Source organism: Moraxella sp. E33BD (assembly GCF_041807865.1).
Lineage (GTDB): Bacteria > Pseudomonadota > Gammaproteobacteria > Pseudomonadales > Moraxellaceae > Moraxella > Moraxella haemolytica.
Genome location: NZ_JBGTZD010000002.1, coordinates 64,034 through 89,260, shown reverse-complemented (window position 1 = coordinate 89,260; position 25,227 = coordinate 64,034). Strand labels below are relative to the sequence as shown.

Below are 25,227 nucleotides of genomic sequence, written 5' to 3'. Positions count from 1 at the left end.
ACCCATTTCTTTTGATAAACGAAAAAACAGGTATGCCATGACAAAACGCCAAATATTAGTTACCAATGCCCTGCCCTATGCCAACGGCTCAATCCACATGGGACATCTTTTAGGTTATATCCAAGCCGACATCTGGGTAAGAGCCATGCGGTCTATGGGTCATGATGTCATTTATGTCTGTGCTGACGATGCTCACGGCACCGCCATCATGCTCCGAGCTGAAGCGAACAGCATTAGCCCAGAAGAGCAAATTAAAGGCGTGCAGGTTGAGCATGAACGAGATTTTGCAGGATTTAGTGTGTCATTTGACCACTATGACAGCACCCACTCTGATGCCAACCGCAAGCGTTCAGAAGAGATTTATCTTGCTAATAAGCAAGCAGGCAATATCGCCATTCGCCCTGTAACTCAGCTTTTTGACCCTGAAAAACAAATGTTCCTAGCTGATCGCTTCATCAAAGGCACTTGCCCAAAATGCAAGGCAGACGACCAATATGGCGATTCATGTGAAGTGTGTGGCACAACCTATAATGCCACCGAACTCATCAATCCACGCTCCACCCTAAGTGGTGCAACTCCTGTGGAAAAATCGTCCGACCATTACTTTTTTAGCCTACCAAACTTTGCTGAATTTTTGCAAAAATGGACAAGAGACGAAGGCAGACTACCCATCTCTATCGCCAACAAGCTAGATGAATGGTTTGAAGCAGGGCTTAATGACTGGGATATTAGTCGAGACGCACCGTATTTTGGCTTTAAAATCCCTGACACTAAGGACAAGTACTTTTATGTGTGGGTGGATGCCCCCATTGGCTATATGTCTAGCTGTGAAAATTATATCAAATCCAAACGAACCGAACTGTCCTTTGATGATTATTGGAAAGCTGATAGCACTGCTGAAGTCTATCATTTTATCGGCAAAGACATCGTTTATTTCCATGCCTTGTTCTGGCCTGCCATGCTATCTGGAGCAAATTACCGCACGCCAACTTCGCTGTTTGTCAACGGGTTTTTGACCGTCAATGGCGAAAAAATGAGTAAATCTCGTGGCACATTCATCAAAGCTGAGACCTACTTAAAACACCTAAACCCTGAGTACTTGCGTTATTACTTTGCGTCCAAATTATCCGATAAAGTAGAGGATTCAGATTTAAATTTTGATGACTTTATCGCCAAAGTAAACTCTGATTTGGTCGGTAAAGTCGTTAATATTGCGAGTCGCTGTGCCAAGTTTATCAACACTCAATTTGACAATAAGCTGTCCGATGTTTGCGTAGAACCTGAATTGGTAAGCCGATTTATCCAAGCAGGCGACAGCATTATTAAGCACTACGAGAACCGTGAGTTTAGCACCGCCATTCGTGAAATTATGGCACTTGCCGATCTTGCCAATCAGTATATTGATGACAAAAAACCATGGGCAATCGCCAAAGAACACCCAAACAGCCAAGATGTTCAAGATATCTGTTCGGTTGGGCTAAATCTATTCCATAAAATCATGGTCTATTTATCGCCAGTATTACCAACATTATCAAATGAATCACAAGCATTCTTGAATGTAGAGAGCTTAAATTTTGATGCCCGTTTTGATGTATTAACCCACACCATCAACGAGTTTAAACCGCTTCTACAACGCATTGACCCCAAGAAAGTACAAGCAATGGTTGATGACTCGAAAGAAAACCTACAATCCACTGACAGCAAAAAAGACAAAAAAGAAGGTAAAGCTATGGAAAATACCAACCAAAACGATTTTATCGGCATTAACGATTTTGCCAAAGTTAAGATGAAAGTCGCCAAAGTACTTGAGTGCAATGCGGTAGAAGGAGCGGATAAGCTATTACAATTCACTCTTGATGTCGGTGAGAATAACCCACGAAATGTATTTAGTGGCATTGCTAAATTTTATAAACCTGAAGATTTGCAAGGCAAAACCGTCATCTGCGTTACCAATCTTGCTCCCCGCAAGATGAAATTTGGCATCAGCGAAGGCATGATTTTATCGGCCGAAAAAGATGGGCAACTGACAGTTGTTTTATTGCCTGATAGCATGACTGCAGGAGCAGTACTAGCCTAAGCATTTAAAAAATCGCTGATAAAACATCAGCGATTTTTTTAGGATATTTATTCAGTAAGGTTTCAATTACTCATACCTTGCATATCTGATGATAACCACCGCTCATCACACCACAAGCACAGTAAAAGTTTATATTATAGCCTATCCACACCAAATACACAGCCACCATAGACGCCTCACTTACCTACATCGGTTTAACCCAACAGGCAGGCCTTGTACGACTTGAGCAATGCTTTTTTCTTCAAATATGCGACAGCAAAGAAAACACAACTTGCAAACAAAAAAACATAAACAAAAAAACCCCAAGACAGGGGAGACTTGGGGTAAAAAAGTCAAACTCATATGAGTTTGAAATAAGATGGCGCAGCGGACGGGACTCGAACCCGCGACCCCCGGCGTGACAGGCCGGTATTCTAACCAACTGAACTACCGCTGCGAACATGGTGGGCGGTAACGGATTCGAACCGCTGACCCTCTGCTTGTAAGGCAGACGCTCTACCAACTGAGCTAACCGCCCATGTTCTGTTGAACTACTTGAAATTGATTAAGTAAATACTATATTAAGCAACTTCATTATTCGTTCGTTGTGGTGCGTATTATATAGATTTTTATCAGAGTGTCAATTCTTTTTTTCATAAAAATCTAAAATATTTTGTAAGATTATGATTTTATTAACTATTTAATCAATCTTTAGTTTTCTGGCATAGGCATCAACATAAGACAACCGCTCCAGAGTACCGACATCAACCCATTTATCAATCATGATATCCCCTGTTACCGCATTGTTTAGCATGGCTGTTTTTAAAAACGGAGCAAGCGGAGCTATCTCGCCTACCTCCACCGCATCAATCAGTCTAGGCGACAGCACGCTAATGCCTGCAAAAGTGTGGCTAGGTGCATCATCGCTTTTTGGCTGTACTAAATTACCAGTTAGGGAAAAATCCCCTGCCAGATTATGTTCTGGATTCTCAACAAGCATCAAATGTGCCAAATGCTCAGACAGTTTATGGTTAATCAAGCCAGAAAAATCATACTCTGTCCACACATCACCATTGATTAAAATAAACGGCTCATCTCTTAATAGCCCATTTGCCAAAGCATACTTAATACCCCCCGCTGTCTCAAGTGGCTCATCAAGCACGCTTTCATCAGAAAGCCGCAGATTCACCCCTAAATCCATGCCTGATAGCACATCAATAATCTGCCGACCAAGATATCCCACATTAATGACAATATCGCAGATTCCCACGCTACGAAGTCGCTCAATGTGCCACAAAATCAGTGCCTTATCCGCCACAGGAACCAAAGGCTTGGGGGTCGTTAAAGTCAAAGGACGCATTCTAGTACCTTTGCCTGCCGCTAAAATCATCGCTTGTGTAATGCTCATGACTTCCTTTTTAATCAATGAAATAAATATTTTGATAAAACAAACTTGCCTATAATGGTTGTTTTTGTAATGGCTGTTCTTGCATCAATGTGCCATAAAGCCAACCACCATCAGACTTTCTCACCATCGTATAGTCTGCTAGGAAAACTTGGCATGATAAGCAGGCAGAACCACCGAGTTTAACCAACTCTTAAATGGCACAACCGCTGTTTCACCATGTGTTTGTAGCCAGTCAAGCTCATTTAGTAAATCTTTCATGACTTTAGGAATATTCGCCAAATAGCGAGCCTTGCCATCTCTTTGATAGAGGCGCACAAAAATACCTAGCACCTTAAGATGACGCTGTACACCCATGATGTTTACTTCCTTGATAAAGTCATCAATGTCGCCATGAAGCTGTTTTAGCTGATGAAATTCGGCAATCTTAGCATTCACCCAAGATTCATCAAAATCCACATAAGCATCACGCACCAAGCTCACCAAATCATAAGTATACGCTCCGATGACCGCATCTTGAAAGTCAATCACTCCCAAGGCATCACTGCCTTTGTCCACCATCAAATTACGGCTGTGATAATCTCGATGCACAACAACTTTTGGTTGTGCTACGATATTCTCTAGCAGATAGGCGGTAAAGTCACGCATGATATCTCTAGCTTCATCACTGAGCAAAACCCCAACATAAGGCAAGAACCACTCGGTGAATAACGCCATTTCGTCAGACAGTTTTTGTTTGCTATATTCAGGCAGGTTTACTTTAGTGGGTAAACTTTGCAACCCAACTAAGGTTTGCAAAGCCTTGGTATAATAGGCATCAACATTTGCCTTATCATCACGGATAAGGTGAGCAAATTCAACCGTGCCAAAGTCTTGTAATAACAAAAAGCCACGCTCAATATCACGAACAATAATCTGCGGTACATTCACCGTGTCCGACATCATGTCAGCGACATTAACAAACTCTGCCACACTTTCTTTATCAGGTGGTGCATCCATGAGCAGGTAAGTTACAGGCACGCCATTTTCATCGACATTTGGCAGATATATGCGATGATAACGGCGAAAACTGGCATCGCCTGCTAGACTTTCTACTCTAAACCCTGTAGCAAGGTTGGCATTCAAAAAAACCATCATCTCATCATGGCGTGTTGTCATATAAGCCCCCAGACTCATAAAAATTGGTAAAGATGGGTCAGATTTTACCATGTTTCTTGGTGGTCGTACTGTAAATTTCTGCTAAAATCGCCATATTTCATGATGAAAATCTTACAACCTTTCATAAAAAATGGTGTAAAATAACCAAAAAAATCATGACGATGCTTTATCATCACGACACTTTATCATCAAAAGACAACATACAAGGTTTTTGACTGTGAAACCAAAAAGCACCCTACTTAAACCAAAGCACGCCAAACTATGCTTGGCTGTCAGCATTCACATGGCATTATTTGGTGCGTTGTCGCCAACCAACGCTTTGGCTTACACACCACAATCCGGTCAGCCTATCAAAAAAAACAGTAGCCTTGAGCGCCTATCTAGCTACTATCATACCAAGTCTAATGATGAAGCACGCTGCCAAGGTGTATGGGTGCACCCAAGACAAGAACGCACATCTCTTACTCAAGAGCTAGGACACGAGCAACCAGCCGACCGACAAGTAACGAATGAGTCGCAGGCACAAATCATGCACTCATCAGAACAAAACGCTTATGGGCAAATCAAGCCAGACGCTACTGATGGTACTTATTACGCCCAAGCAGACTATGGCTATTATGGCAATGACGAATATGCCGAATTGTCAGGTAATGTCATCTTAGAACAAAATGGTCAACAAGTTTTTGCCGACAAAATCACTTTCAACCCAAAAACAGGCGAATCTACAGCAACAGGTCAAGTCATCTTTGGCGATACACCCACTCACACTCCAGTCAATCAATCCAGTAGTCAGCAAAAGCTAAATGAAACCAATCAAAGCAGTGCAGGCATCATTGGCGTGGCAAATAAACTGCAATACAATGCTAAAGACAAAACCGCTAAAGCCCAAGATGTCGCCTTTGCTAGCACTACCATCGGTGCACACGGTCACGCCAAAGAGCTAAAAAAAATCAACGACGCCAACTATCAGATGGACGAAGTCATGTTTACTACTTGTCCGCCCACTGAACGCAAATGGCATCTAAATGCAGACAGCATTGAAATTGACACCAATACAGGTCGTGGCATTGCCAAAAACAGCACACTCAAAATCAAAGACATACCTGTATTTTACTTGCCGTATTTTAATTTTCCTATTGATGCTCGCCGTAGCAGTGGATTTTTATTACCTAATGTGGGAATCAATTCTAGTGATGGCGTGCAGGTTGATATTCCTTACTATTTTAATTTGTCCCCCAACTTTGATGCAACGCTAACACCAACCCTGTTTAGTAACAAAAACCCCATGCTTGGTGCTGAATTTCGTTATTTGACCAAAAAATATGGCTCAGGTACTTTTGATGTCGCCTATTTACCCAACGACCGCAAACGCAACAATAAAGACCGCTATCATGTATTCTTTGATCATGAATGGCATGCCAAAAACATCAATAATCTCTCTGCCTATGCCACTTATCGCCATGTATCAGATACTGATTATTTAAATGACTTTGACACACTAGGGCTTAAAAACAATCCTTTAAACCTGCCACGACGCATTGGGGTGAATTATTATAACGAACATCTCAATGCTGATTTTCGTGCAGAGACCTTTCAGACGCTAGGCGGTACAAATCATAACGGTACGCCCATTGCCGATAAGGATAAACCCTATTCAAAATTGCCACAACTGATGGTAGAATACACCCTACCCAAGTCTGATGATGCCTTAGGTCAAAAACTTCGTATCCCAAGCTCACTAGATAAACTTGATATTACAGGTACGCATAATATTGCTTATTTCAAAAAATCCATCAATGATAATTCAGAAAGCGAAAAAAGCGGTTTGCGTATGTACAATCAGCTCTCAGCAAGCTATCCAATGCTGCGTTCGTGGGGCTATCTTACGCCAAAACTGAGCCTTAACCATCTATACGCCTCTTACGATGAAGATAGCTTGACAGCACAAAATTTAATAGGCAAAAAAGGCACTTATTCAGTCTTCGCCCCACAATTTAGCCTAGATACCGCAACTTTCTTTGAAAAATCAGGCTCACCTTTTGGTTGGTTTGATGGTAGCTTGGATGGATATCAGGTGCTATCCCCTCGCATCAAATATAACCACACCCCCTATAAAGACCAACGAAATATTCCAAATTTTGAAGCTGCTTATGCCGCCATCAGTTACGACCAGCTATTGTCTGACTCATGGTTACTAGGTCATGACCGCATTCAAGACTTGCATGCCATCACACCTGCTCTTAGTTATCGCTACATTGATAAAGATGGCAATACTCGCCTGCATACTGGTGTGGCACAGCAGTTTTATTTGGATAACTTAAAAGTTGGTTTAAAGGATAACATCGCCAAGCACAATGGCAACTCAGGATTGGCTTGGCAGGTTAGTGCACAACCAATAAACAACCTATGGGTAGAATCAGATGGTTCATTCACGCCCAATTATGACCTAAATCACATCAATGCACAACTACGCTATCAACCAAAAGAGCATAGCCTATATAGCCTAGGTGTCATCAATCGCAAAGAAACTCCAGCTTTTAATCAACTGCCTTTGCACGCTTATACTGCCGCTGCTATTTTTCCCATCAGCAATCACTGGCGTGTCCTAAGCCAAGCTCAGTACGACTATCGCAACGACCGATTATTAGATGCGTTAGTCGGTATCAACTACGAAGATTGCTGTTATGGGCTGTCGGTCTATGTACGCCGCTATAGAAATAGCCTAAACCCAGAAGCCAGAGCAAACAACGCCATCATGGCGGAGATTCGCCTAAACGGCATAACCAGTGGCGGTCGGTTAAATCGCCTAATGAGCGATAAAGTAATTGGCTATGACAGCACCCAATCTGTATGGCAACAATCTTACTAAACACCAAACGATTTATCTTGCCCAATCGTTACCCATTCAAACACTTTGGTAAAATTCATCTCATGGGTTTGACGATGAGCGTGGCAAATGCTACACTTAATGAGATTTTTTGTTAATAACCTTTTAGCAACTACTTTAAAAATTAAAGGAACTTTCATGCAAGGCAAATTTTTCATCCGCCCTTTATTGATGGGCATGCTTGCCACAGCGACACTTGGTGTTACTCCAATGGCACTCGCTAATATCAGCATCTCTCAAAGCACCGATGGTATCATCGCCGTGGTGAATGACGAAATCATCTTAAAGAGTGAATTGGTTGCCGCCATCGCCGCTCTAAATGCACAATACCGAGCCAATAACATCAATGCCACTTCTGCTCAAATTCAACACGCCGCCCTAGATGCTCTTATTGTCCGTAAACTACAAATGGGTATCATCAATCGTGCAGGCGTTACCCCCAATGAAGAAGTCATCAACCGCCAACTGCTTGAAATCTCTCATGCACAAGGTCTAAAATCACTATCTGAACTACAAGCCACCCTTGACGCCAAGCAAAAAGGCAGCTATGCCGCTTTACGCAATCAGCTCATCGAAGATGGTGCGATTACCGCTTTGTGGCAACACCAAATGTCAAACCGCATCAATATCAGCGACCAAGAGATTGAAGCTTTTTTGAAGTCGCCTGAGGCTGCCAGCATCAAACAGTCGCAATATCATCTCGTGCATATTCGTATTCCCTACAGGGACAATGCCAACAGTCAAGATAAAGCCAAAGCTCACGATGTCGCCAAAGAAGTTGCTGTCGCTCTACAAAGTGGTAAATCACTTGGTATGATACTCAATCAGTTCAAAGACTATGAGCCACAATTACAAGGGGCGGATACAGGGCTAATCAATCAAAACGCCATACCACGCCAGCTAGCACCACAAATCACCACTTTGGCAGCAGGCGAAACAACCAATCCTATTGTTAGTAGCACAGGCATTGATGTCGTCAAAGTGGTAGAAAAATCTGATGGCTCAAAAGTCATCATGCCAGAATGGCAAACCAGCCACATTCTAGTACGCGTTGATGACAACCAAAATGCCGCACTTGCTGAACAAAAAATCAACGCACTGTACAATGAACTACAAAAAGGGGCAAACTTTGCTCAATTGGCGGCCACCTATTCTGACGATACAGGTTCAGCACAGCAACAAGGTAGCCTAGGTTGGGTAAGTGAAAACCAGATGGTACCAGAATTTGAAGCGGTGATGAAAAACACCGAAAAAGGCGACTACTCCACACCTTTTCGCTCACAGTTTGGTTGGCATATTCTAAAGGTAGATAATATACGAGAGCGTGATGTTACCTCACAAGTTCACAAAAATATTGCTCGTGAGATCATCTTTGAGCGTATCGCTCCGCAAGCCCAAGAAGACTGGATTCAAGAAATGAAAGCCTCTGCTTACATCAAAATTTTTGAGTAAGCATTAAGATTTTTGATGATGATTTAAATAAAAGGGTGCTTATTAACACCCTTTTATTTTTAGATGTTTTCAAGACAATACAGCAAGACCTGTATCATGCCATCAAGATGAGTGCAAGAATGACCCACTTTGGTTACCAAAGCACACAAAAGAAGCTTGGGCGTATTTACCAAGTCCGTGCTACAATGCACGCAATTTTTGACCAAACAAATATCATGCAAAAAACCCTTTCGCTTATCCTTACCGCCTTATCACTTAGTACATCCACCCTTTCTGCTTATGCACAGATTGATGATAAATTATTAACAATCATTCAGTCTAACGGTAGCGGTACAAGTAAATTTACTTATATCAGCAGTAGTCAATACGATTCCGACATTCACTATGGCACAAAGCCCACCAAACCCATCCAATATAGCATACCGTACAGCCAAAATATTGGAAGCATTGGCAATAATACCTATGATACTCTCATCAGAGAGTCTGCTACTCATCATGGCGTAGATCCCGCCTTAGTCAAAGCAATCATACATACCGAATCATCATTTAACCCATACGCCAAATCACCCATGGGAGCTCAAGGACTTATGCAGCTCATGCTTGGCACCGCTCGTGATATGGGCGTGGTCAATGTTTGGGATCCGGCTGATAATATCGAAGGTGGGGTTAAATATATCGCATGGCTTAGTCAAAAATTTTCAAATCAAGACCACATCATCGCCGCCTATAACGCAGGTCATGCCAATGTCAAGCGATATGGTGGCATTCCACCATTTAAAGAAACACGAAACTATGTACACAAGGTTAATAGTCGCCATCAAAACCTATATGCTCACGACACCAATCTATCTCAAGGCGGATATCAGCTAGCGATGAATATGGATTTAAGCATGACAACCACCATCAAAAAGATTGAACGGCCCACAGGCATTAACATTAACACCACTACAGACGGTGAATAAACCATACATCAACGCCAAGCACAGCAATGAACCAAATGCAAGCCAAAACTTTTGATTCACTACCCATTTTTGTGAATTATACCAACTTATTGTGTTTATTTTTTGTGCATCAGGTGGTAAAAGGCTTTTAATTTTTAGTTTTATCCTTATAATAACATTAATCAGATTTTTTCATGTTTATCTGATTTTTTATTCAGTAATTTTATCATCCAATTTTAAATTCTTTTAAAAAGGAAAAATTAGCTATGATGCGAATTGGTTTGTTTTTATTAACCAACATAGCGGTTCTAATCGTATTTAGCATTGTTTTTGGTGTTTTATCTAGCGTCTTTGGCTTGGGCAGTGTGCATGGCTCAAATGGATTAAACTATGTCAGCCTCGCTGTTATGTGTCTTGTATATGGCATGGTAGGTTCTATCATCTCGTTATTTTTGTCAAAGTGGATGGCAAAAAAATCCACAGGCACGCTCGTTATCAAAAGCCCAAAAAATGGTACAGAACAATGGCTTGTTGATACCATTGCCAAGCAAGCAAAGGCCGTTGGTATCGGCATGCCTGAAGTTGGTATTTTTGATAACCCACAGCCAAACGCTTTTGCGACAGGTTGGAACAAAAATAACGCCCTAGTTGCTGTCTCAACGGGACTATTACACACCATGACAGCAGAAGAAGTTGAAGCGGTACTTGCTCATGAAATCGGTCATGTGGCAAATGGCGATATGGTAACACTGGCACTTATTCAAGGTGTCGTCAATGCCTTTGTGATGTTCTTTGCTCGCATTATCGGTAATTTTGTCGATCGGGCGATATTTAAGAACGAAAGTGATTCTCCTGGCATCGCTTACTTTGTTACCAGTATTGTCATGGATATTTTGTTGGGTATCTTGGCAAGTGCGATTGTTATGTGGTTCTCTCGCCTGCGTGAATATCGTGCCGATGAAATGGGGGCTCGCCTAGCAGGTCGTGATAATATGATCGCCGCACTAAATGCTCTTCGCCCTGCTCAATCCCACCCAGACCAAATGCCAGAGAGCATGAAAGCCTTTGCCATTTCAAGCGGTCAATCACAAGGCTTTAGCATTGCCAGCTTGTTCCGTAGCCACCCAACGCTTGATGATCGCATTGCTTCTTTACAAAAGTTGCCACATTGATCGGCAGTATTCATCAAAACCAACCAAAACACCGTCATTGGCGGTGTTTTTGTATTGTATTATGCAATGCCCCTAAAAATCCTGCCATCAATCAAATACACCCATTGCTCATGAACGACTTATTTTAGGTCGTCTATTATTAGGTATTAAAAAAGCCAATCTAAAACCTTTGATACCACCGACAAAAAATCTCTTAGGTTCATCCAAAGTATTTTTAATATTAGGTTGCTATCCTTTTGTTATCTATAATCCAATCAGCCACGGTACAATCACAGGGGCGATAAAAGCTGTCAATACCCCATTTAAAATCAGCCCTACCGTTGCATATACCATATGATGAGAACTCATCTGCATGGCTCGCACCGTCCCTAAAGCGTGCGACGCCGTCCCTAATGATAACCCTTGAGCCATTGCCCGTCTGATGCGTGCTTGATGTAGCACATACACCCCCATGACCTGCCCCACCACACCTGCAATTAACACCATTGCCGCACTGATGCCCACCACACCATCTAACACTTTAGTAACTTCAATAGCAATCGGCATGGTAACAGACTTAGCGGCAATGGCAATGACACTATCCTCACTACCACCTAAAAGCTGTACAAGGCACACACCCGTTATGATACCGACCACAGAACCGATGAACTGAGAAACAATAATAGGCAGCCATTGGGCTCGGATTTTTTGCCACTGCATGTATAAAGGCACCGCCATACACACCACCACAGGCTGTAACCAAAAACTAAGATAACCACTGGCTCGCTCAAAACTCTCCCAAGAAATACCAAACAGCTTTAAAAATGCGATGACTACCACAGTCGTGATGAGCGTGGGGTTAATGAGTGGCTGCTTTAAGGTTTGTCTTAACCAAACACTCAGCTCAAACGCACCAACCATTATAAAAATCAACAAAAACGGGCTGTTTTTTAGCTCAAAAAACAGCATCAATACCGACCTTTCAGCCATTTTTCACCCCTTTTGTTGATTTTTGTAGATGCCTTAGCCATTCATAGCTTTTGCCTGTAACCACCAGCACAGCTAAAGTACTGATAACCGTCGCTACTATCAATATCCACGCATCATCAGCGATGACATCAAGGTATTGCATGATAGAAATGCACGCAGGAATGACCAACAGCACCAAATGATCAAGCATCACTTTGGCAAGTTTTTCCACCGTCTTTAGCTTAACCAATCCAATCTGTAATGAAATAAATAATAGTAGCAGCCCAATTACACTGGCAGGCAAGGGCAAATCAAATCCCATGACAATCACCTGACCAAGGAATAAACACGCAAAGATAACCAAGAACGCTTTTAGTAGCATCACATTTTCTCAAAATCAAAACACACCTATTGTATCGCAAAGGCATCAATTCACCAAACTTTATGGGATTTTTTACAATTTTTTAGTGTTTTTTACTTGATTTCATTGTCAATCACTCGTATCATCAGCCCATCTTTTTATTTTGGGGTAAATCAGTATATGAATACCTCCTAATAACAGCAAACCAAATGGCACTGAACGCCACATTAACCACATAATAGGCAGGTTATTAGCATATTGTCAGATTGCTTTATGTACTGCTTTTTATGTTTCGCCCAATCCATTTGGTCAATTATTTTTCAAACTCATTTTAACAGATAGCAAAAGACAGCTCATGAACACAGTCCAAGTCAAACTCCTAAATCCCAAAATCGGTACAGACCCAAACTTTCCACTACCTACTCGTGCTACAGACGGTTCGGCCGGCATTGATTTGCGTGCCTGCATTGATGAGCCTGTTATCATCCGTGCAGGCGAGACCAAACTCATCGGCACAGGCATGGCGATTTATATCAAAGATCCAAATTATGCAGGGATTATCCTGCCTCGCTCAGGACTTGGGCATAAGCATGGTATTGTACTTGGTAACTTGGTGGGGCTGATTGATGCTGACTATCAAGGCGAACTTATGGTATCAGTATGGAATAGAAGTGATGCTGATTTTATCCTAAATCCTGCCGAACGCATGGCTCAGTATATGGTCGTGCCTGTCGTTCGTCCTTCTTTTGAAATTGTAGATCAGTTTAGTGATGATAGTGAGCGTGGCACAGGGGGGTTTGGTAGCTCTGGGATTAAATGATTGATGATGACATTGACTTGGCTACCCAGTAGTAATTTTTATTTATCCCAATTCAATCAAGCAAAGCGGATACCAATCCATTTACCAATACTTTCAAAGGAATAGCCATGCAACACAAATCCCTAACCTTAGACGAAGCCAAACACACCAGTGAGGTCATCACCACCGCCCTACCCTATATTCAGCGTTACAAAGATAAATTGATTGTCATCAAATACGGCGGTAATGCCATGACCGACCCTGTGCTAGAAAGTTCATTTGCCCGTGATATTGTCCTGCTAAAAACCGTAGGCATTCATCCTGTGGTAGTACACGGCGGAGGTCCACAGGTGGATAATCTCATGAATGAACTTGGTCGTGAATCTGACCGCATAGACGGCATGCGAGTCACCGACAAACAGACGATGGATGTGGTAGAGATGGTACTAGGTGGCAGTGTGAACAAATCCATTGTCAACCTAATCAATAAGCATGGCGGACAAGCAATTGGCTTGACTGGCAAAGATGCCAATCTCATCAAAGCAACCAAACTTGCCATGACCGATAAAGATGGCAATGCCATTGATTTGGGCTTTGTGGGCGAAGTGGCTCATGTCAATACAGAAGTAATCAATATGCTAATCCATAGCGATTTTATTCCTGTCATTGCCCCACTTGGCGTAGATGAAAAAGGCGAGACCTACAACATCAATGCCGACCTTGTCGCAAGCAAAGTGGCAGAGTTTTTAAATGCTGAACGCTTATTGCTACTGACCAACATTAAAGGCGTGCTTGATAAAGAGGGCAGTGTATTGACCAGTTTGTCGCCCACCGATGTTGATAATCTCATCGCTGACGGCACGATTAGTGGTGGCATGATACCTAAAATCGCAGGAGCTTTAGATGCTGTTAAAGCAGGGCTTAGAAGTGCCACCATCGTAGATGGGCGAGTTCCGCACGCCTGCTTACTAGAAATCTTTACCGATGAAGGTGTAGGCACACAGATTTTAAGAGAATCAGACTTTATCAATTAATTTAACAAAGTCATTTGTGTGAAGGTGGCTAATGACCAAAAACTCCAATAAATGATGAATTAGGCAAACTTCACCTTCACACAGACGACAACATTGCTATTAATGGTTAATGCCAAAATACCACCAAAGTCAAAAACTCACAAAATCTTGTTATGACTAGTGTCTTTATACATTTTGCCATTATGCTTATTTTAATCAGCATAATGGCCAATCTCACTCTCCGCCAAGCACTTTGCCCCATTCATGCTCATCAAAACCAATCAAAGCCACATCATCACCCATGATAATTGGGCGTTTTAACACACTTTGATGATTCTTAATCATCTCATACATGGCAGAGACATCACCACTCATGAGTGTATTTTTGATGGTGTCATCAAACTTACGATAAGTTGTGCCTTGTTTATTGATGGTCTTTTCACCAAAAGTCGCCACGAATTTTTTAAACTGCTCTAGGCTAAGTACCGACTTTTTATAATCAAAAAATTCATACGCTATGCCATTTTGATTTAAAAAATCAAATGCTTTTTTCATGGTGTTGCAATTTTTGATACCATAAATGGTCAGCATGACTTCCCCTTAAGATATAAAAATATTGGCAAATTATATCAAAATTACGCTATAATAACCTGTTAATTTTCCAACATTTTACCCAATAATTATCTGAGATAGCCATGAGCCTAAACGATTACGATTTTAAATCCATTGAACAGACACAACAAGCCAAATGGCAAGCCGATAACCGCTACCACACGGATAACTGTGATAACGGCAAACCCACTCGTTACATGCTCTCAATGTTCCCTTACCCTAGTGGCAAGCTACACATGGGGCATGTACGCAACTACGCCATCACCGATGTGCTAAGTCGCTATTATCGTCAAAAGGGCTACGATGTCATGCAACCGATGGGCTGGGATGCTTTTGGTTTACCTGCCGAAAATGCCGCCATTGACAATAAAGTCGCTCCCTATAAATGGACAATGGCAAATATTGAGCATATGCGTGGTCAATTAAAGTCGCTAGGTCTATCAATTGACTGGTCTCGTGAGTTTGCCACTTGCACCCCTGAATACTACAAATGGGAGCAATGGCTGTTTTTACAACTTTATAAAAAAGGCTTGGTTTATAAAAAACTTTCCACCGTAAACTGGGACCCTGTGGATAATACCGTACTTGCCAACGAGCAGGTCATCGATGGTCGTGGTTGGCGTTCAGGTGCACTTGTTGAAAAGCATGATATCCCAATGTATTATTTTAAAATCACAGATTATGCAGACGAGTTGCTTGACGATTTAAAACTGCTAGAAAACAAATGGCCAAAACAAGTACTTACCATGCAACATAACTGGATTGGCAAAAGCCATGGCATGGAGCTTGATTTTGTTTATGAATTAGACGGACAAGTAGACAAACTCACTGTCTTTACCACTCGCCCTGATACCATAATGGGGGTAAGCTATCTTGCAGTGTCTGCCGAGCACCCCCTTGCCACCTATGCTAGCCAAGACAACCCCGCTTTACAAGCCTTTATCAGCGAATGCAAACAAGGCTCTGTGGCAGAGGCAGAACTTGCCAAGACTGAAAAAGTCGGCATGGATACAGGCTTAACTGCCACGCATCCTGTAACAGGTGATCCTGTGGTTATTTGGGTTGCCAACTATGTCCTGATGAGTTATGGTTCAGGGGCGGTAATGGGTGTTCCCGCTCATGATGAGCGAGATTTTGAATTTGCCAAAAAGTATGACCTACCCATCAAACAAGTCATTACTTTCAAAGATAAAGAGTACAGCACAGACGCATGGCAAGAGTGGTATTCTGACAAAGACGGTGTGTGCATAAACTCTGGCGTGCTTGATGGCATGGATAAAGACACCGCCACCACCAAAATCCTAGAATTAGTGGGAGAGAAAGCCAAGATTACCACTCAATACCGCCTGCGTGATTGGGGCGTGAGTCGTCAGCGTTATTGGGGTTGCCCTATTCCAATGATCAACTGCCAGTATTGCGGAACAGTGCCTGTGCCAGAGAGCGATTTGCCTGTCGTACTGCCAACTGATGTCGTACCTGATGGTCGAGGCAACCCCTTAAAATCCATGCCAGAATTCGTCAACTGCACCTGCCCTAAATGCGGTCAATCTGCCGAGCGTGAGACCGACACCTTTGATACTTTTGTGGAAAGTAGTTGGTACGCTCAGCGTTTCACCACTCCCCATGATGACACCCAAATGGTCGGTCGAGAAGGTGCAGACAAGTGGCTAGCTGTCAACCAATATGTAGGCGGTATTGAACACGCCATCTTACATCTGTTGTATGCTCGCTTTTTCCATAAAGTCATGCGTGATGAAAGATTGGTTAAAGGGGCAGAACCTTTTGAGAACCTACTGGCACAAGGCATGGTACTAGCAGGGACTTTCTACCGTGAAAATAATGATGGTTCAAAAACTTATTACTTCCCCCATGAGATAGAAGTGCGTGGCAATGAAGCAGTACTGATAGCAGATGGCAAGCCTGTCATCATCGGCAAAATAGAAAAAATGTCCAAATCCAAAAACAATGGTGTGGACCCACAGACCATCATGAATGAGTACGGAGCGGACACAGTACGACTTTATACCATGTTTACCGCTCCTGCCGACCAAACGCTAGAGTGGTCGGACTCTGCCCTAAAAGGTCCTTACAATTTTGTCAAGAAAGTATGGCGACTTAGCGATGAGCATCTAACTGCCATCAAAGGCGTGGATAAGTCAGCCCTTGTCATTGATACTACCAATTTATCAAAACCTGCCAAAGACCTACGCCGTAAGACGCACGAGACCATCTCTAAGATTGATACAGCTTTAGGTGAACATTTGACTCTCAACACACCTGTATCATCATTGATGGAACTTGCTAATGACATTGGAGCATTTGCAGTAAAAGATGATGGTGATTTGGCAACTCGCCACGAATCACTCATCGCCCTACTAACCATACTGTCTTTATACGCACCTCATGCGGGAGAGCATCTATTAGAAGCGTTTGGTTTTGATAGTCGCACACTTACCTTCCCAGCACTTGACACATCAGCATTAGTAAGTGACACCATGACAATGGTCATTCAAGTCAATGGTAAAGTGCGTGGCAAGATGGAGGTTGCTACTGGTTTAGACAATGACAGCTTGATTGAACTTGCCAAATCAGCTGAAGGTGTGGATAAATTCATAACAGGCGACATCAAAAAAGCCATCGTAGTACCAAACAAACTGGTCAGCTTTGTTGTTGCAGGATAACACAAACCACACTGTAGGTCATATTTGCTTAGGAAAACTTTATGAAAAAAACCCTAGCACCCGTCCTAGTTATGGCAATAGCAACAAGCCTTAGTGCTTGTGGCTTTGCCCTGCGTGGCACCCAAAATAGCGTATCAGCCAGCCCCTTATATGCCACCACAAGTATCATACTGGCGGACAATCAAGAAGCGTTAGCACTCAAGCAACCCTTATCAAAACAGCTACAGCTACTTGGCATCACAAACCAAGCTGATGCCACCAACACTATTAAGGTGGACAACTTGCGTTTTCGCCGTTATGAACTGGTAGGTACATTGACAGAGGTTCGCTTGGTATTGATGGCGGATGTCAGTTATACAATTAACAATCAGACACACAAACACCCAATCCAAGTAGAACAAAGCTATCAATATAACGAAGCTAGTATCATCACGCTAGATCAGCAAGGCGAAAAAACCAAGCAATGGCTGTATGAACATCTGGCACAGCGTATCGCCGAACAGTATTACGCCAAATCAAAATAAGATAGGCTCATGCAGCAGCGTTTTTTACCACTATTTAAGCAGTTATTAACTGCACAAAATGCACCACCCATTACAGGTTTTTGGTTGGTGCATTCTGATGAGCCACTCATGATTTCTTGGCTGATTGATGCCTGTCGTCCCATCTGGCGTGCCAATGAACAAACCATCAAACGCATTGAGCTTAGTAGCTCTAAGTCATGGAGCGAGGTGGTTACTGAACTTGATAGCTTAAGTCTATTTGGTGATACCAGTGCAATCATTATTAGTGGCAATCATAAACCTAAAGCCGACAAAGAAGGTCTTGCCAACATTATGGCAACACTTGAGCGTATTGCCCAAAGCACCCCCCATCATCTGATTTGGTACTTACCCAAACAAGATAAAAAGTCTCTAGCCACCAAAGCGGTTAAGCTATTTGACACGCATGGTCTTATTATTGATGCCAATATTTATAACGAGCAGATGCGTCATGATGTTTTGCAGGTACAAGCTAAGCAGTTAGGGATCACCCTAACACCCGATGCGTGGCAACTTTTATTATCACACACCGAAAACAATCTACTGACCGCTCATCAGAACCTGTGGCGACTGTCTTTATTATACCCAAATAACGCACAACCTATTGACCTTGCCATGCTAAATACCTGCTTGGTTGATGGGGCTGAATTTAGCGTATTTGATTTGTCCGAACAACTACTCATGGCAAATGCTACCAAAGCCTTGAATATCTTACAGCACCTACAAGATGTTGGCACTGCCCCGAGCATCATATTATGGGCATTAAATAAAGACGCAAGGCTTATTTTACAGTTACAATCAGGCAAATCAGCAGGTGATCTGGGTATTTGGCAAAGCAAAATTCAATCATACACCCAAACCGCCCACCGCACACATGGCATGAGTGGTAATTGGCTTAGATGGATTTATGAGATTGACTGTGCCATTAAAGGCATTTATGATGCCGATGTTTGGTTAATGATGAGGCAACTGTGTCTATCAATGTGCGGTTTATCATCACAACAAAGCCGTATACACTAAGTTAAGGCAGACTAACTAAAACCCCCAACCACTCACAGTTAATCAATCTAGCAACAATCATCATTTTAAATATCCACTCTTATGCCAGTAACCGCCAAATTAAGTAGCTCAATTAAAACTTATACACTTTAAGCATTGCCCATAAATTTTATCAAAAAAGACTTATCGCTCTTTTGTTATTCAAGCCAAGCATTTTATCAACCTTAAAACCGATGATCATGTTATAATCAAATCATCATTTTATATTCAAATCATCTTTGCATCGTTTTATCAGTAGCATAAGATTGATTTTAGTTAAATACTAAAATTGGAAAGCCGAGCCATGACTATAATATTCACCAAGCAACACAAATTACCACCCATGATAAAATGGCTAATCGTCATTCTGGTTATTTTATTATCATCAGCCTTAGCTTATCATTTCTTTAAGACCAAAGATGCTCCGCCTAATTATCTAACAGCCGAAGCAACGATGGGCGATATCGAAAGCGTGGTTATGTCATCAGCCAAAGTTAAACCCATCAAAAGCATTGATGTTGGGGCTCAGGTATCGGGCAGAATAGTCAAGCTATATGTTGAAATTGGTGATGAGGTTAAAAAAGGCGATATCATCGCTCAAATCAACCAAGTAGGACAAAAAAACACCGTGTTAAACGCACAGGCAAACCTACAACAAGCTAACGCATCACTCGCCCAAGCCCAAAGCAACCTACAATCCGCCCAAGGCAGTATCAGTAGTAATACCGCCATCCTAAATGCACGCTTAAGCGAACTTAATAAAGCTAAAAAGGCACTAGAACGCTTGTCTGGCTTGGTAGAAATCAATGCAGTCAGTCATCAAGACTACGACGATGCCAAAGCTGCTGTTGAGGTTGCACAGGAGAATGTCAATGCTGCTCGTGCTAACATTCAAAATGCCAAAAATGATGTCAATGCTGCTCGTGCCAACATTCAAAGTCAAAAAGCCGCCATTAACAAAGCCCAAAACGATCTATCCACCGCCCAAGAGGACCTTAGTTATACCACCATCACCGCACCGATGGATGGCACAGTAGTTTCTATTACCCAAAAAGAAGGGACAACGGTTAATGCCATGCAGTCCGCCCCTACGATTGTTACATTAGCCGACTTAAGTCGTGTACGCATCAACGCCCAAATATCAGAAGCTGATGTCATCAATGTCAAAACAGGTCTCCCTGCTCGTTTTAATATCATCGGTAAGCCTGACGAACAGTTTGATGCGGTATTAACTGGGATTAACCCTGCCCCTGAGAACATTAGCACCAGTAGTAGCACCGATTCGGCTGTATACTATATTGGCTATCTTGATGTGGACAATACCGAGAGAAAATTTCGCATTGACATGACCACGCAAGTCAATATCATTATTGATTCAGTCAAAAATGTTCTAACAATTCCTTCTGCCGCCATACAAAGCGTGGGCAATAAACACACCGTACAAGTGGTGAATGCAGATGGTCATGCCAAGATTGTAGAGGTAGAAGTTGGTCTAAATAACCGCATTAACGCTGAAATAAAATCAGGTCTACAAGCAGGTGATAAAGTCGTCATTGGAGAATCAGGTAAAGGCGGTCAAAATAAAAACTCAACAGACCGCCGATGATGCGATAAGCAAAAGACATCAAAACCACCAACCAAACAACACAATATACATGGCACTATATGACAACACACCCAAAAAAACCGCTCATTGAAGTGAAAAATCTCATTCGTGATTTTCAGGCAGGCGATGATCATGTGCGTATTTTGCATGGCATTAATTTAACGCTTTATCAAGGTGAGATGGTTGCCATCATTGGTCAGTCAGGCTCTGGCAAGTCCACACTGATGAATATTTTAGGCTGTCTGGATAAAGCCACAAGTGGAAGCTATACCATCTTTGGCAAATCGGTTGATAACATGGATGGCGAAGAGCTTGCTAAGTTGCGTCGTGAGCATTTTGGTTTTATTTTTCAGCGTTATCATCTGCTTGGCGACATCAATGCTTTAGATAATGTTACCGTTCCTGCAGTCTATGCAGGCACAAGCACCGCCAAAAGACGCAAGCGTGCCGCCGAGCTACTTACCCAGTTAAGATTAGCCAACAAAATCAATAATCGACCCAATCAGCTCTCAGGCGGACAACAGCAACGAGTTTCTATTGCCCGAGCCTTAATGAATGGGGGTGATATCATTTTGGCGGATGAACCGACAGGAGCGTTAGATAGTGGCTCAGGCAAGGAAGTCATGAATATCTTGCACCGCCTAAAAGATGATGGGCATACCATTATTATGGTAACGCATGATCCAAGTTTGGCTAGCCAAGCTGAGCGTGTGATTGAATTAAAAGATGGTCGTGTCATCGCTGATTATTACACAGACAATGCCAAGCAACAAGATAATAGCCATCAGATACAAAACACCCATCAAAGCACCGCCATCAGCAAGCAGTCCTTTGACTCAAACAATGCCCTACTGGGCGTGCTAGACCGCCTAAAAGAAGCCTTTAAAATGTCCATCTATGCCATGAAAGCTCACAAAATGCGGACGCTACTCACCATGCTAGGAATCATCATTGGCATTGCTTCTGTTGTGTCAATTGTGGGGTTAGGTCAAGGCTCGCAAGCCAAAATTTTAAATGACATTAACGCACTAGGAACCAATACCATCACCGTTATTGATGGGTATCCTTATGGCGACCCACGCCGTCGCTATGGCTACGATAATCTAACTGTTGATGATGCCAATGCCGTCGCCGCACAACCTTATGCTCAGTCTGTCAGCCCACAGGTGGATACCAGCGTTTCTATCCGTTATAAGAATACCGAAGCCACAGGCAATATCAACGGCATTGGTCAGGATTATTTGGCGGTAACAGGCGAAAAACTTGAGATGGGGCAAGGCTTTAATGATGCTAGCATATCCGCTCTTGCTCAAGACATCATCATTGATCAAAATGCTTATAAAACTTTTTTTAACGGACAAGGCAATCCCATCGGTCAAATGCTGATGGTGGGTAATATGCCAGGGCAAATCGTTGGCGTACTTTCTGCCAAAAATTCATCATTTGGACACAATACCAACACCCCAAACATCTATATGCCCTACACAACCGTCATGCACCGCATGCTAGGCACAAGCCATATCAATTTGTTCGTGGTACTCGTAGATACCGACACACCCTCTGACATCGCAGAGAATGCCATCTTTGACCTCATCAAATCTAGGCATGGTACAGATGATTTTGATATCATGAATACCGACAGCATCAAAGAGACTGTCCAATCCGCCACAAGCACCATGACATTACTCATCTCATCAATTGCCATCATATCACTCATTGTTGGCGGTATTGGCGTCATGAATATCATGCTTGTTTCTGTTACCGAACGCACAAGCGAAATTGGTGTACGCATGGCGGTCGGAGCAAGACAGTCTGACATCATGCAGCAGTTTTTGATAGAAGCGGTGTTGGTTTGCGTATTGGGTGGTATTTTAGGCATTTTACTTGCCTTTGGCATCGGAGCAGTCATTAACAGTCTTGGCAGTGATAATATTGGGGTGATTTATTCGCCAACTTCCATCATCGTAGCTTTTGTCTGCTCAACTTTAATCGGCATTATATTTGGATTTTTACCTGCCAGAAATGCCGCACGCCTAAACCCTGTGGAAGCTCTATCACATAACTAATCCCAAAATAATGGTTTTTTAGATAACTTATAAAAAACCATTATTTTAATTATTTTTAAATAATAATTGAAAAAACACTTGCAAAGTTAAAAATATGGTGTATAATACGCACCACATTAGCGATAAGGGTCGTTAGCTCAGTTGGTAGAGCAGTTGACTTTTAATCAATTGGTCGCAGGTTCGAATCCTGCACGACCCACCATTATCCTAATAATTCAAGTAAAAAAATACTTGCAAAGTTGAAATTATCTAGTATAATACTCAACACAAATTGGGTCGTTAGCTCAGTTGGTAGAGCAGTTGACTTTTAATCAATTGGTCGCAGGTTCGAATCCTGCACGACCCACCATTCTTTAAATAGACCGATAATTTAAAGAATTAATATTCCCCAATAGCTCAGTCGGTAGAGCATCGGACTGTTAATCCGTGTGTCCCTGGTTCGAGCCCAGGTTGGGGAGCCATATTAAAAAAGCCCTTTCATAAGAAAGGGCTTTTGTTTTTTTTGATTTTATCTATCACCACTCACAAAAAAACAGCAATATCAATAAGAGTCGCAACAGTCATTTAGCTTATTAACTTTAAACCTTGATGACTATACTTTAGCCCAAGCAACCTTTAATCCATCAACCCTACAACACATCTATCAAGCAAGCATCATCAAAAAATCACAACCCAAACAAGCCAAAAACCCCTTGCCAAAGACAAGGGGTGTTATCACATACGGTGCGGTGCAACCATCGGTGCAATCTGATTAACCGCTAAATCCTTGATGAGTAATTGCAAACTTTGATTACCCTGCCATTCATTGATATCTAGGGCGAACAAAATATGCACACGACTGGCACGATAATCCCATTTATCCGCATCAAAATTAAACCAAACTGCATCAATGGGGTACTGAACTTCTGGCAAGCGGAGTGTTAGCTTTAGATGCTTGTCTTTCATGACACGAAAATTCAGCACTTCAAACACCCCATCAAAACTTGGTAGTGCAAAGCCATTGCCCCACACGCTAGCATTTTTGAGCCGATGAGCAAAATTTAAGCTAAAATCCTGAGGAGCAAGCTCACCATCAGTGAAATGCTCTTCGTTAAATACTGATTCATCAAAACCGTCTAACACCGCCAAAAAAGCCGTTTTAAAGGTGTTAAAATGGCGTTTTTTAATGGTTAGACCTGCTGCCATCGCATGACCACCAAAATGAGCAATTAATTCAGGATGTGTGATTGCCACCGACTCAATGGCATCACGGATATGCACGCCTGCTATAGAGCGTGCCGACCCCTTGATCCAATCTTCATCACCAACTTTATTCGCATCAGCAGGAGCAAATACAATCGTTGGACGATATAGTCGCTCCTTAATTCGCCCTGCCACGATACCAATCACCCCTTGATGCCAATTATCTTGATGTAGGACAATGCCTCGTGGTAGGGTCGGTTCGTCAGATGAATTTAGGTGCAGGTCTTGAATAATCTGCGATGCCTCATCACGCATTTGCGTCTCAATGGCACGACGAGAGTGGTTGAGTTTATTTAATTCAAGTGCCAGCGTATATGCCGTACTCCAATCGTCAGCAAGCAGACATTCCACCCCTGTTTGCATATTATCCATACGCCCTGCAGCGTTAATGCGTGGTGCGATGGCAAAACCCAAGTCATCACTACTGATTTTCTCATGGTATCGCCCAGATTGCTCAAGAATGGCAAGTACCCCATGACAGGCACGCCCATCACGAATGGCATTAACCCCATGTGTTACCAAGATTCTATTATTTTGGTCAAGCGTACCAACATCAGCTACTGTGCCTAACGCTACCAAATCCAAATATTTGGCAACACTCGTGGTTTTTTTTCCAGTCTCTCTACGAATGCGAGCAACTCGCCCCATCACATAAAATGCCACTCCAACACCCACCAAAGACTTGCTACCAAAATTACAACCTTGCTGATTTGGATTGACCACCGCAGCAGCCTCTGGCGATGCTTTGGTAGTAAGGTGGTGGTCGGTGATGATGACTTGCACACCCAGCTCTTTGGCACGCTCAACACCCTCATGGCTTGAAATGCCATTATCCACCGTAATAATAACCTCTGGGTCAAATTGTGCTACGCCATACTCAACAATCTCTGGTGTCAAACCATAGCCAAACTTAAATCTATCAGGCACCAAAAAATTCACATCAGCACCCATCTCTTTTAAACAACGAACCATCAAGGCGGTCGAAGTCGCTCCATCACAGTCAAAATCGCCAACGATTAAGATTCTTTTGTCGTCAATGGCGTGATCAATCAAGGCTGCCGCCTTATCCAGTCCTGCTAGCTCACTTGCAGGCAATAGACTGCCCACCGAAGTATCAAGCAGTAACACATCATCAACACCTCGTGCCAAAAAGACACGAGCCAGCGTTAATGAACCAAACTGTTGCACCAGCTCCTCAGGCACTTCACCCATGTGGCGTGGCGATAAATTAAGTTTTGTCATTTTGTT

19 protein-coding genes and 5 tRNA genes are annotated in these 25,227 nt (G+C 42.5%); 16 read left to right on the top strand and 8 right to left on the bottom strand.

The annotated features are described in order from the left end of the window. Window positions 1-37: 37 nt before the first annotated feature. Window positions 38-2,077, top strand: a complete 2,040-nt coding sequence (metG, locus tag ACERC6_RS01605) for a methionine--tRNA ligase (protein WP_373627493.1) — start codon at window positions 38-40, stop codon at window positions 2,075-2,077. 359 nt (window positions 2,078-2,436) lie between these two features. Here metG and ACERC6_RS01600 read toward each other — a convergent pair. The 4 genes from ACERC6_RS01600 to ACERC6_RS01585 all read right to left on the bottom strand — a co-directional run bounded on the left by ACERC6_RS01600 (window position 2,437) and on the right by ACERC6_RS01585 (window position 4,619). Beyond that, window positions 2,437-2,513: transfer RNA gene (locus tag ACERC6_RS01600), tRNA-Asp, on the bottom strand. Between the two features lie 5 nt (window positions 2,514-2,518). Continuing rightward, window positions 2,519-2,594, bottom strand: a tRNA-Val gene (locus ACERC6_RS01595). 162 nt (window positions 2,595-2,756) lie between these two features. Further along, window positions 2,757-3,464 carry a nucleotidyltransferase family protein gene (locus ACERC6_RS01590; protein WP_373627492.1) on the bottom strand — a complete coding sequence of 236 codons (708 nt, stop codon included), beginning with the start codon at window positions 3,462-3,464 and terminating at the stop codon, window positions 2,757-2,759. A 138-nt stretch (window positions 3,465-3,602) separates the two neighbouring features. Continuing rightward, on the bottom strand, window positions 3,603-4,619 hold the full coding sequence (locus ACERC6_RS01585; RefSeq protein WP_284674220.1) for an aminoglycoside phosphotransferase family protein: 1,017 nt from the start codon (window positions 4,617-4,619) through the stop codon (window positions 3,603-3,605). A gap of 217 nt (window positions 4,620-4,836) precedes the next feature. Between ACERC6_RS01585 and lptD the strand changes: the two genes are divergently transcribed. From lptD to htpX, 5 genes are all read left to right on the top strand, one after another. Continuing rightward, window positions 4,837-7,488: an LPS assembly protein LptD gene (lptD, locus tag ACERC6_RS01580; RefSeq protein ID WP_373627491.1), complete on the top strand. Its 2,652-nt coding sequence runs from the start codon at window positions 4,837-4,839 to the stop codon at window positions 7,486-7,488. Further along, the gene (locus tag ACERC6_RS01575) at window positions 7,470-7,604 is read left to right on the top strand and encodes a hypothetical protein (RefSeq protein WP_373627490.1); all 135 of its coding nucleotides are present in this window, start codon (window positions 7,470-7,472) and stop codon (window positions 7,602-7,604) included. The genes lptD and ACERC6_RS01575 overlap by 19 nt, the downstream gene beginning before the upstream one ends. Window positions 7,605-7,644: 40 nt before the next feature. Further along, complete coding sequence (locus ACERC6_RS01570; RefSeq protein ID WP_373627489.1) at window positions 7,645-8,958, top strand: peptidylprolyl isomerase; 1,314 nt, start codon at window positions 7,645-7,647, stop codon at window positions 8,956-8,958. A 215-nt stretch (window positions 8,959-9,173) separates the two neighbouring features. Then, window positions 9,174-9,920, top strand: coding sequence for a lytic transglycosylase domain-containing protein (locus tag ACERC6_RS01565; protein WP_373627488.1), 747 nt, complete (start codon window positions 9,174-9,176; stop codon window positions 9,918-9,920). 245 nt (window positions 9,921-10,165) lie between these two features. Then, window positions 10,166-11,071: a protease HtpX gene (gene htpX / locus ACERC6_RS01560; protein ID WP_284674216.1), complete on the top strand. Its 906-nt coding sequence runs from the start codon at window positions 10,166-10,168 to the stop codon at window positions 11,069-11,071. Window positions 11,072-11,314: 243 nt separating this feature from the next. Here htpX and ACERC6_RS01555 read toward each other — a convergent pair whose 3' ends face one another. Further along, window positions 11,315-12,040: an LrgB family protein gene (locus ACERC6_RS01555; RefSeq protein ID WP_373627487.1), complete on the bottom strand. Its 726-nt coding sequence runs from the start codon at window positions 12,038-12,040 to the stop codon at window positions 11,315-11,317. After that, window positions 12,033-12,401 (bottom strand): CidA/LrgA family protein, encoded by a 369-nt coding sequence (locus tag ACERC6_RS01550; RefSeq protein WP_284674564.1) that lies wholly within the window; start codon window positions 12,399-12,401, stop codon window positions 12,033-12,035. The genes ACERC6_RS01555 and ACERC6_RS01550 overlap by 8 nt, the downstream gene beginning before the upstream one ends. 334 nt (window positions 12,402-12,735) lie before the next feature. Between ACERC6_RS01550 and dut the strand changes: the two genes are divergently transcribed. Both dut and argB read left to right on the top strand, forming a co-directional pair. Further along, window positions 12,736-13,200: a dUTP diphosphatase gene (dut, locus tag ACERC6_RS01545; RefSeq protein ID WP_284674214.1), complete on the top strand. Its 465-nt coding sequence runs from the start codon at window positions 12,736-12,738 to the stop codon at window positions 13,198-13,200. 107 nt (window positions 13,201-13,307) lie between these two features. After that, a complete protein-coding gene (gene argB / locus ACERC6_RS01540) occupies window positions 13,308-14,213 on the top strand; it encodes an acetylglutamate kinase (RefSeq protein ID WP_373627485.1) in 906 nt (301 codons plus the stop codon). Between the two features lie 213 nt (window positions 14,214-14,426). On the opposite strand, the gene ACERC6_RS01535 is transcribed toward argB, so the two are convergent. Beyond that, window positions 14,427-14,783 carry a Spx/MgsR family RNA polymerase-binding regulatory protein gene (locus ACERC6_RS01535; protein WP_373627483.1) on the bottom strand — a complete coding sequence of 119 codons (357 nt, stop codon included), beginning with the start codon at window positions 14,781-14,783 and terminating at the stop codon, window positions 14,427-14,429. A gap of 104 nt (window positions 14,784-14,887) precedes the next feature. Between ACERC6_RS01535 and leuS the strand changes: the two genes are divergently transcribed. From leuS to ACERC6_RS01495, 8 genes are all read left to right on the top strand, one after another. Continuing rightward, window positions 14,888-17,485 (top strand): leucine--tRNA ligase, encoded by a 2,598-nt coding sequence (gene leuS, locus ACERC6_RS01530; RefSeq protein WP_373627482.1) that lies wholly within the window; start codon window positions 14,888-14,890, stop codon window positions 17,483-17,485. A gap of 41 nt (window positions 17,486-17,526) precedes the next feature. After that, the gene (locus ACERC6_RS01525; RefSeq protein WP_284674210.1) at window positions 17,527-18,009 is read left to right on the top strand and encodes a hypothetical protein; all 483 of its coding nucleotides are present in this window, start codon (window positions 17,527-17,529) and stop codon (window positions 18,007-18,009) included. Between the two features lie 9 nt (window positions 18,010-18,018). Further along, window positions 18,019-19,047, top strand: coding sequence for a DNA polymerase III subunit delta (gene holA / locus ACERC6_RS01520; protein ID WP_373627481.1), 1,029 nt, complete (start codon window positions 18,019-18,021; stop codon window positions 19,045-19,047). A 322-nt stretch (window positions 19,048-19,369) separates the two neighbouring features. After that, entirely contained in the window at window positions 19,370-20,671 is a 1,302-nt protein-coding gene (locus tag ACERC6_RS01515; protein ID WP_373627480.1) for an efflux RND transporter periplasmic adaptor subunit, read from the top strand. A 59-nt stretch (window positions 20,672-20,730) separates the two neighbouring features. After that, a complete protein-coding gene (locus ACERC6_RS01510; protein ID WP_373627479.1) occupies window positions 20,731-22,737 on the top strand; it encodes a MacB family efflux pump subunit in 2,007 nt (668 codons plus the stop codon). Between the two features lie 126 nt (window positions 22,738-22,863). After that, a tRNA-Lys gene (locus ACERC6_RS01505) sits at window positions 22,864-22,939 on the top strand. Window positions 22,940-23,010: 71 nt separating this feature from the next. Then, a tRNA-Lys gene (locus ACERC6_RS01500) sits at window positions 23,011-23,086 on the top strand. Between the two features lie 36 nt (window positions 23,087-23,122). Then, a tRNA-Asn gene (locus ACERC6_RS01495) sits at window positions 23,123-23,198 on the top strand. Window positions 23,199-23,451: 253 nt separating this feature from the next. Here ACERC6_RS01495 and recJ read toward each other — a convergent pair. After that, entirely contained in the window at window positions 23,452-25,221 is a 1,770-nt protein-coding gene (gene recJ / locus ACERC6_RS01490; protein ID WP_373627478.1) for a single-stranded-DNA-specific exonuclease RecJ, read from the bottom strand. Window positions 25,222-25,227 lie beyond the last annotated feature (6 nt).

Excerpts from the sequence above, each read along its gene's own strand:
- dut (WP_284674214.1), top strand. The coding sequence starts at position 12,736 with ATGAACACAGTCCAAGTCAAACTCCTAAATCCCAAAATCGGTACAGAC.
- ACERC6_RS01565 (WP_373627488.1), top strand. The coding sequence starts at position 9,174 with ATGCAAAAAACCCTTTCGCTTATCCTTACCGCCTTATCACTTAGTACA.
- ACERC6_RS01525 (WP_284674210.1), top strand. The coding sequence starts at position 17,527 with ATGAAAAAAACCCTAGCACCCGTCCTAGTTATGGCAATAGCAACAAGC.
- ACERC6_RS01550 (WP_284674564.1), bottom strand. The coding sequence starts at position 12,401 with ATGCTACTAAAAGCGTTCTTGGTTATCTTTGCGTGTTTATTCCTTGGT.
- ACERC6_RS01590 (WP_373627492.1), bottom strand. The coding sequence starts at position 3,464 with ATGAGCATTACACAAGCGATGATTTTAGCGGCAGGCAAAGGTACTAGA.
- ACERC6_RS01535 (WP_373627483.1), bottom strand. The coding sequence starts at position 14,783 with ATGCTGACCATTTATGGTATCAAAAATTGCAACACCATGAAAAAAGCA.
- holA (WP_373627481.1), top strand. The coding sequence starts at position 18,019 with ATGCAGCAGCGTTTTTTACCACTATTTAAGCAGTTATTAACTGCACAA.
- ACERC6_RS01575 (WP_373627490.1), top strand. The coding sequence starts at position 7,470 with ATGGCAACAATCTTACTAAACACCAAACGATTTATCTTGCCCAATCGT.
- ACERC6_RS01515 (WP_373627480.1), top strand. The coding sequence starts at position 19,370 with ATGACTATAATATTCACCAAGCAACACAAATTACCACCCATGATAAAA.
- recJ (WP_373627478.1), bottom strand. The coding sequence starts at position 25,221 with ATGACAAAACTTAATTTATCGCCACGCCACATGGGTGAAGTGCCTGAG.
- ACERC6_RS01570 (WP_373627489.1), top strand. The coding sequence starts at position 7,645 with ATGCAAGGCAAATTTTTCATCCGCCCTTTATTGATGGGCATGCTTGCC.
- htpX (WP_284674216.1), top strand. The coding sequence starts at position 10,166 with ATGATGCGAATTGGTTTGTTTTTATTAACCAACATAGCGGTTCTAATC.
- metG (WP_373627493.1), top strand. The coding sequence starts at position 38 with ATGACAAAACGCCAAATATTAGTTACCAATGCCCTGCCCTATGCCAAC.
- ACERC6_RS01555 (WP_373627487.1), bottom strand. The coding sequence starts at position 12,040 with ATGGCTGAAAGGTCGGTATTGATGCTGTTTTTTGAGCTAAAAAACAGC.
- ACERC6_RS01585 (WP_284674220.1), bottom strand. The coding sequence starts at position 4,619 with ATGACAACACGCCATGATGAGATGATGGTTTTTTTGAATGCCAACCTT.
- ACERC6_RS01510 (WP_373627479.1), top strand. The coding sequence starts at position 20,731 with ATGACAACACACCCAAAAAAACCGCTCATTGAAGTGAAAAATCTCATT.
- argB (WP_373627485.1), top strand. The coding sequence starts at position 13,308 with ATGCAACACAAATCCCTAACCTTAGACGAAGCCAAACACACCAGTGAG.
- leuS (WP_373627482.1), top strand. The coding sequence starts at position 14,888 with ATGAGCCTAAACGATTACGATTTTAAATCCATTGAACAGACACAACAA.